The sequence below is a fragment of the bacterium genome (assembly GCA_029210545.1).
Taxonomy (GTDB): Bacteria; BMS3Abin14; BMS3Abin14; order BMS3Abin14; family BMS3Abin14; genus JARGFV01.
In genome coordinates, this window is record JARGFV010000107.1 from 1 (window position 1) to 8,185 (window position 8,185).

Here is an 8,185-nt window from a genome sequence, read left to right on the forward strand (position 1 = left end):
TGAGGGGGGAGGATCCGCCGTCGCTCAAGCTATGGCGGGACAAGTCAGAGGTGGGGGTGAAAGTGATTTTTGAGGGGAGAGGGGGAGTAATGAAAGCAGCTGCTAGGAGCCTGCATGGGGTTCTCCGACAGGCTCCTAGGGGCAGTAGATGACCCCTTGCAGGAAGCCGCGTCAACTCCTTAAAGTGGCCTTCAGCCGGTCCGGATAGATCAACAGATCCAGCCCGTCATTGATATCCAGCACCACCACATCGGCCGCGCTCACCGCCTCCGGGGAGGCTCCCTCGGGGCCGATGACGGCGATCCCGAGGGCGGCATCCGCCAGCATGGCGGCGTCGTTGCGTCCGTTCCCCATGGCCACAGCCCTGAGTGGCAGCCCCCGAATATATTTTCTTTTGGCCTCCACCTGGTCCTGGGCGGCGATCGTATGCAGGGTCACAGGGAGATCGTGACACAGTTCTGCCGCCTTCCCGAGAGTGTCAGCGGTGAGCACGTGGATGTCCAGTTTCCCGGCCAGATGGACGATCCGTTCCCTGACGCCCGCCATAAGGCCTCCATCCAGGGTCAAGGTCCCGTTAAGGTCAAGAACCAGATGCCTGATGGGAAAGCTGCCCCAGCCAGGGACCTCGATCGTCAGCATAACCGGAACCTCCTCTCCAACCGGCAGTCTGTGCGATGTTCTTCGACAGGCTCCTCGCCCCGGATCAAACAGATCAAACCACAAAGCACGAAGTACGAAGACACCTCTTTTACCGACTCACCTTCGCTCTCGATCAAACGGGCGGCCAGAAATCCGGACCGCCCGGCAGCGCCTTGCCCGCAGATCCCTACAATTTAGTTTCTCTGGTCGGTTAGACAGTGTCTGGGGCAACCGCTACAAGGTAATTATAACAGGTTCATCATCTCAAATCTCAAATCTCAGATCTCAAAAAGATCGACCAGAACCCAAAAGCCGGAACAAATAGACACAAATCCGGATTGTTCTCTTCTGAGATATGAGATTTGAGATCTGAGATTTTTTCGCGTCATCTCTTGTCAATGACGCGAACTGCCTTCCCCGGAGGCCTTTCGATACTGCCAATGGCGACCAGCTTCAGGTCGGACCCGAAAGCGAGGAAATCCTTCAGGATCCGTCCCAGCCTGTCAGCGAGAGCCGTGTCCCCGGGGTTCCGGACCTCGACCGTAATCTCCAGGTGGTCGGCGCCGGCGACCCGGTCGATAACCAGCAGGTAGTCGTTTCCCACCCCGGGCTCCTTCAAAAGGAGGGACTCGATCTGCTGGGGATAGAAGTTCACCCCCTTGACCTTGATCATGTCGTCGTTTCGCCCAGTGATGCGGGCGATGCGCAGGTGGGTCCTTCCGCAATCGCACCTGTCCCGGGACACGACGGAGGTGATGTCACGCGTCCGGAACCGGATAAGCGGCAGGCCTTCCCGGGTCAGGGTGGTCACCACCATCTCACCTGTTTCCCCGTCAGGCAGGACCGTCCCGGTGTCCGGATCGGTGATCTCGACCAGATAGTGATCCTCCCACACGTGAACCCCGGCTCTGGCGGCGCAGTCGATCCCCATCCCGACACCGCCGGTCTCGGTCATGCCGATGATGTCGTAGGTGACGATCCCCATCTCTTCCTCGATACGCTCTCTCATCTCGTCACTCCACACCTCTGCGCCGAAGATCCCCACCTTGAGGCTGTTGTCCCGCCAGTCGAACCCCTGCTCCCTTGCCACCTCCATGAGCCGCAGCGGATAGGAGGCGATGGCCGTGAGACAGGTTGTCCCGAGATCCGCGATAAACTGGAGCTGCAGGGCGGTCCTGCCGGCCCCGATGGGAACGATGAACGAACCTAAACGGCTGGCCCCGTAATGGAACCCGAACCCGCCGTTGAAAAGCCCGAAGGAGGGGGTGATCTGGACGACGTCCTCAGACCCGACACCGGCCGCGGCAAAGCACCTGGCCATGATCTCCCCCCACTGATCGACATCCTGCCGCGTATAAGGGTTGAGGATGGGGGTTCCGGTAGTCCCCGAACTCATGTGAAAGCGCGCAAACTCCCTTTTCGGGGCGCAGGTCAGGGCAAAGGGGTAGGCGTCGCGCAGGTCGTCCTTGGTCATGAAGGGCAGCTTCGCCACATCATCCACAGAACCGATCTCCTCCGGGTCCACCCTCCCGATCATCCCGTGATAGCCAGGGTTGTGATCACGTATCCGTGTCAGGGTCAACCGGAGTTTTTCCAGTTGAAGGTGGACAAGCTGCTCCCGGTCCATGCTCTCTTTTTCAGGCTGATACATCCCGGCTCCTAATTGGTAATAATTTGGGTTTTGGGTCTTGGGTTTCAAGGCACATGCCTGCGTTTATCCCCCGGACTATTTGCCTTTCTCCGTCTACCCTGAGCTTGTCGAAGGGTGAACTCTGTGGTGAACGCTCTTCAGGGTTTATTTGGCAGACGCCTGCGGTTCCCCCAAGTTCAGATCTTCTCCAGGTCATCTGCGGTTCCCAGGCCTTTCCGGAAGACCTCAAGGTTTTTTTCCACCGCCTTCGGGGGGCCGCTTTTCACGATGGCCTCCTCGATGGATGCCGCCTTGAGGGGAAAACCTTTCACCAACGCCACGGCCCCCCCAAGGAGAGCCAGGTTGACCGATCTCGCATTTCCGCAGTCACGGGCGATACCGTCGGCATCCACAAGGAACACTTTTTGTCCCTTCCCGGCGGGCAGCGGCGTTTCGGTACCGGCATCGTTGACGAGGATCGAGCCCTCTGCCGACAACAGGGGCCGTGCCAGGGATGTTTCGGCAGGGTGCAGGACCATGAGCAGATCGCCCGAGCCCATGCGAAACAGGGGGCCGTATACGTCTCCGATGCGCACGAAGCACTGGACCGACCCCCCGCGCATGGCCATTCCGTGGGTCTCGGTGGTCCTCACCCCCAGCCCCTGCCCAAGAGCGGCAAGCCCCATGACGCGGGAGAGGAAGATAACTCCCTGGCCTCCTCTGCCGGCCAGCACGATATCATAGGTCGTCAGCCGCCGGCTCACCTTTCGCCTCCCCCTTCACGTTCACCTTCCTTTACGACGATCGCCCCCCGGGGACACACGTGAACGCAGACCCCGCATCCCGGGCACAGTTCCTCCACGATGGTGAACTCCCCGTCGTCGGCCCTGATGGCCCGGCATCCGAAACGGTCCGTACAGATGCCGCAGGCGTTGCATACCTGCCGGTCGATGACGGGCACGGGCCCCTGGCGCTCCCTCAGGTTAAGGACGCAGGGGGAACGGCTGATGACCACGGCCATCTGGCCCTTCGAAGCAGCCAAAGCCGCCTCTTTGAGGGACCCCGTTAACGCTTCATAATCCAGGGAATCGGTGATCCACAGCTTCGTGACCCCGCACCCCCTCACCACATCTTCCAGGGGCACCTTGTTGCCGGGTGTTCCTGACAGGAGGACACCCGACCCTGGAGTAGGCTGACACCCGGTCATGGCGGTCGTACCGTTGTCCACGATCAGGAGCACGAAGGCCGCCCCCTGCTGAACGGCATTGACGAGGGCAGGGATACCGGCGTGGTAAAAGGTGGAATCGCCGATGACGGCCGCGATGGGCTGCCGGCTGCCGGGCGACTGCCGGTAAGCCCAGTAGAAACCGGCAGCCTGGGAGATCGAGGCCCCCATGCACAGGACCGTATCCACCACCCCGAGTTCGATGCCCAGGGTGTAGCAGCCGATGTCACCGGTATAGATGGCCCCTGGCATCGCCTTCTTCAGGGCCCAGAAAGAGGACCGGTGGGGGCACCCGGCGCATAGCGTGGGCGGGCTGGGTGACGTCGTCTCCCCTTCTCCTTCAGGAAACGGTTCCGCTTCCCGCACCTCTGCACTGTGAACCGTGCACTGTGAACCGTGAACCGTGAGAAAGCTGTTCAAAGCTTTCTCAACCACATCCGGTGTGATCTCCCCCTCCGAGGGGACCAGGCCGTCCAGCCTCCCGGAGACATCCAGGCGTTGCCGGACCAGCATCTCCATGAAAGGGGACGTTTCCTCGAGAACGAGGATCCGCCCGTACCTGCCAAGGGACTCGATGATCTGTCCTTCGGAAAGAGGCCACGGGCATCCGGCCACGAAAAGGGGCACCTCGTCAGCCATCCCCCTGTCGGTCAGAGCGTCCATGGCGTAGGCGGCGGCGACGCCCGAAGCGAGGATGGCAAAGTCGGCCGGGCCGTTCTCCCCGCGCCAGAAACCGTTCATTTTCGTGACAAGGGGGTCGGATCGCATCTGCCCGAGCTTGCGGTTGAGCTCCCTGTGGAGCGTAAAGCGGTGTTTTGGCGTCGCCGCCCACCGGTCCGTGTCCTTGATAAACAAGGGCTCCGGACCCTCGAACCGGCGTGTGACCGGCCCGACCGGGCCGCGGGAGTGACAGATCCTGAGTACCGGCCTCAGGATCACGGGAACCTGGTATTTTTCCGAGATATCGTAGGCCTGGTGGACCATCTCCCTCGCCTGCTCCCCGGTGGCGGGGTCCAGAACCGGCACACCCGCAGCCATGGCGATGAGGCGCGTGTCCTGTTCGGTCTGGGAGCTGTGGGGGCCGGGATCGTCGGCGACGATGACGACCATCCCTCCGGCGACACCGGTGTAGGCGAGGCTCATGAGGGGATCGAGGGCCACGTTGAGACCCACCTGTTTCATGACCGCGGCGCTTCGAAGGCCCGCATAGGAAGCGGCCGCGGCCACCTCCAGCGCTATCTTCTCGTTGACCGACCACTCGGTGTGAAGGTTGCCCGCTTCATAAGCCGCCAGGGATTCAAGGATCTCGGTGGAGGGAGTGCCGGGGTAGGCCGCCGCCACCCGGCAGCCGGCCTCGTAAAGCCCCTGGGCCATGGCCTCGTTACCCAGGAGGAGGCGGGTACCGCCTCCCCCCGGGGTCCCTGTTGAATTATCGGCAGGGATATCGGCCGGGATGTCAGGGGACAATCTCCCAGCCTCCATCCTTGACCCTGACCATTACGAGGGAATCCTTGGTCAGGCCGTTGTGATCTTCAGGGGACATGTTGAAGGTCCCGTTGATCCCCACGTACCCTTGTGTCTTCTCGATGGCGTCACGGATGCCGGCCCGGTCGGCGCCGGCGGCGGCGAGAGCCATTTCAATGAGTTTCAGGGCATCGTAGGCATAACCGGTGTGGGTGCTCACGGGCCCGTACTTTTTCTCGTACCTCGTTTTCACATCCATGAGGAACGCTTTCGCTGCATCGGAGTCGGCGAGTTTGTCCGCCACGATGAAGCTGCTGGCGGGCATCATGACCCCCTCGGCGGCCTCGCCGGCCTGCTCGATGAACTTGGGATCGGCCACCCCGTGGCTCATGAAGATGGGGATCTTGACGTCAAGCTGTTTCGCGTTCTTGGTGATGATGGCGGGAGCCGGTCCGATGCCCCACACAACGATGGCCTGTGCGTCCTTGCCCTTGAGGACGGTGAGCTGGGAGGACATGTCCGTGTCCCTGTCGCCGTAGCGCTCGTCGGCGACGATCTCGAAGCCGAGGGCTTCCGCCTGGCCCTGGAGGCCCTTGCGCCCGCTGTCCCCGAATCCGCTTGAAGAGGACAGGATGGCGACCTTTTTAATCCCCTCCCTGGTGAAATAGTCGTAGAGCCGCTCGACGGCCATCGTGTCTGTCTGAGGAGTCTTGAAAACCCATTTTTTAACCGGGACGACCACCGGGGACCCGCCCACGCACGCCACCATGGGGACCTCGCTGTCCTGGATGAACTTGATGGACGCCATGGCCGTACCTGTGCTGGTGGGCCCTATGATGGCCAGGACCTTGTCCTTCTCGATGAGCCGCCGGATGACGGTGACCGCCTGGGTAGGATCCGACTGGGTGTCGTAGGTGATCATTTCGATCTTTTTCCCGTTAACGCCACCAGCGGAGTTGATCTCCTCGAGGAGCATCTCGGCGATCTTGGCTGACGGGTCCCCGATGACGGCCGCGGGCCCCGTGAGGGCGAAGGCCGCCCCGATCTTGTAGGTGTCCGCAGCGTGGGCAGTCAGCTGACCGGCAAGCAGGAAAGCCGCCGCGACAAACAGTACCGCAAACCTCTTTTTCCCCTTCATCCTGTTCTCCTTTCCCACCCTCGTTTGGTTAAGTCCGGTTATCAGATTTTCCGTATTACATCAAATCCGGTGCCACTTGTTCTTTTACTTTCCACTTTCCACTATTTCCTGGTTTCCCTTGCCCTCCGTAGCCAGTCAGGAGGCGTTAGCGAAGGCGGTTTCTCCCTTCTCCCTTCTCCCTTCTCCCTTCTCCCTGTTTCCACCTCCCCCTGTCCTCCGAAGCCTCCGGCGACGGCGGATCCTTTCTCCCAGTGCGCACAATAAAGAAAGCCCCGCCGGTTGGGCGGGGCCTGGTTTTCTATCTCAGGTTGTTCCTTTTCTAACCCTGGCCTCCCGGCGCACACGGAATTCTATTGCCCGGCCACCAGCACCAGTTGAAGTGAGTAAAAGTATTTTTGGCAAAGCAAGCGTTCATCGGTTTGTCCTGACTTGGTACCGACTATTGATCACTGTTTACTGTTTACTGTTTACTGACTACTGAATCTACTTCTTACCATAGCCGTGCGAACCGCGTCAACAGAAGCGTTAATTCCCGAAATCCGCCATCGGTTTTTGTCAACCTCCGGCCGGGGCATCGGAGAGGCCTTTTCCCCGGTCCGGGTCCGGAGAACGTATCCGGGCAGCGTCAGGAACTGTTGACCGACGCAGGAGAGTGCGTCGACCTGGCGCAAAACAGTCTCCGCCCTCGACTTGCCCCGCAACCTGTTGATGTGAATCGAGAAATAATGCCCGCCGACATCCGGCGGCGGTTCATGACACAGGAAGGGATTTTCTCCCCTGATTTGCGCGCCGCTGCGCGGTCGCATCCCTTCGGGACGACTCGCCTGCGTCTCGCGCTCCGTTTGCTACGCAAGCCGTAGTCCCGGCAGCGGACGATGGTAACGGGTTTGCAATTCAGCCGGACACCGAAAATCGCGCTCCAACTTTCCCGTCTTATTGCCTCCCTCCGACATCGTTTCGTTGTATTATTCCTGACGCGCCCCTTTCACGCTGACCAGACCAATGACAGCAACAGGATGGAAGCAACCGCCATGGACACGGCGGCCAGTCTGTTCAGGGTCAATCGTTCCATCCCCAACACGATGGCCAACAACAGAGCGACAGCAAAACTCATGTTGGCAATGGGAATGACAACGCTGGCCTGCCCCTTCTCGATTGCCAGCAGCAGGAAATTGGAACCGGTCAGCAGCACCCCGGCGGCAAGGCCGTACAACAGCGAGACATCGGACAGGGTAAATTCAATCCCCCGGATGGCGGCATAGGCAACCTGGAGGATCGATCAGATTAAGCCGATGCCGAAGACATAGACCCCACGCGAACGGTCTTTACCCGCATAGCGTTTGAACACAACGTCGTTGACTCCGGCGCATGTCAGACTGAGCAGTGCGCAAAGCACTGACGTGGAGATCACGCGCTCCTACCTTTCGACATCCTCGCGATTGCCACCACTCAGCTCCGATCCCGCCGCGAAGCACAGGCGATACAGAGGGTCGCGGCGGGATCGGTTTCCAATCGGCGGATAGCGATCTCCTCCTCGCAGGCAGTGCACAGGCCGTAATCGTCGCCTTGAATATGGGCGAGTGCTGCCTGAATGCGCTGTAACTGTATTCCCCGACGGCGCTGGACCTCGATGGCCATGGCCTGCCCCTGCATGGCGTCCATGCGCGAGAGGCGGCCGACGCTGGTCTGATCGAGCGTCACCGGCTTGGTGGAGTCTTTGGCGGCATCCCTGCTCGCCAGCAGCTCCTGCCGCTGAGCTTCCAGCAGTTGGCGAAAGTGTTCGAGTTGGTCGGGTGTCATGGCTGTTCGTTTTTCCCTATGCGGTTTTGGCGGGGCAGATTTCCCCGAGATATTTTTCAAACCTGCGGCACATACGCTCGAAGGAATTCAGTTCGGCCTGGGTCATCTGGTCACCTCCCGGCAGCTTCATGCGTTCGTTGCCCTTGTTTGCAACCGCCTCGAATCCGACGCGGTTAAACCGGCCGAATTCGACCAGTTTTGCCAAGGGGGTTCTTATCCCGTCGAATTCGACGGGTTTACGGCTGTGGTCAAGGTTACGCATGGGCACCTCCCAGAATGGCAGTCACCC

8 protein-coding genes are annotated in these 8,185 nt (G+C 60.5%); all 8 read right to left on the minus strand.

Annotated elements, in window-relative coordinates:
- Positions 1-171 precede the first annotated feature (171 nt).
- Entirely contained in the window at positions 172-639 is a 468-nt protein-coding gene (locus P1S46_10170; GenBank protein MDF1536844.1) for an ATPase P, read from the minus strand.
- A gap of 385 nt (positions 640-1,024) precedes the next feature.
- Positions 1,025-2,290, minus strand: coding sequence for a phenylacetate--CoA ligase (locus P1S46_10175; GenBank protein ID MDF1536845.1), 1,266 nt, complete (start codon positions 2,288-2,290; stop codon positions 1,025-1,027).
- Positions 2,291-2,466: 176 nt separating this feature from the next.
- Positions 2,467-3,033 carry an indolepyruvate oxidoreductase subunit beta gene (locus P1S46_10180; protein MDF1536846.1) on the minus strand — a complete coding sequence of 189 codons (567 nt, stop codon included), beginning with the start codon at positions 3,031-3,033 and terminating at the stop codon, positions 2,467-2,469.
- A complete protein-coding gene (locus P1S46_10185) occupies positions 3,030-4,868 on the minus strand; it encodes a thiamine pyrophosphate-dependent enzyme (protein ID MDF1536847.1) in 1,839 nt (612 codons plus the stop codon). Before P1S46_10185 ends, P1S46_10180 begins: the two co-directional genes overlap by 4 nt.
- An 82-nt stretch (positions 4,869-4,950) precedes the next feature.
- Positions 4,951-6,096: an ABC transporter substrate-binding protein gene (locus P1S46_10190; protein ID MDF1536848.1), complete on the minus strand. Its 1,146-nt coding sequence runs from the start codon at positions 6,094-6,096 to the stop codon at positions 4,951-4,953.
- Between the two features lie 985 nt (positions 6,097-7,081).
- Positions 7,082-7,309: a hypothetical protein gene (locus P1S46_10195; protein MDF1536849.1), complete on the minus strand. Its 228-nt coding sequence runs from the start codon at positions 7,307-7,309 to the stop codon at positions 7,082-7,084.
- A 236-nt stretch (positions 7,310-7,545) separates the two neighbouring features.
- Positions 7,546-7,896: a TraR/DksA C4-type zinc finger protein gene (locus P1S46_10200; GenBank protein MDF1536850.1), complete on the minus strand. Its 351-nt coding sequence runs from the start codon at positions 7,894-7,896 to the stop codon at positions 7,546-7,548.
- A 16-nt stretch (positions 7,897-7,912) separates the two neighbouring features.
- Positions 7,913-8,158: a hypothetical protein gene (locus P1S46_10205; GenBank protein MDF1536851.1), complete on the minus strand. Its 246-nt coding sequence runs from the start codon at positions 8,156-8,158 to the stop codon at positions 7,913-7,915.
- Positions 8,159-8,185 lie beyond the last annotated feature (27 nt).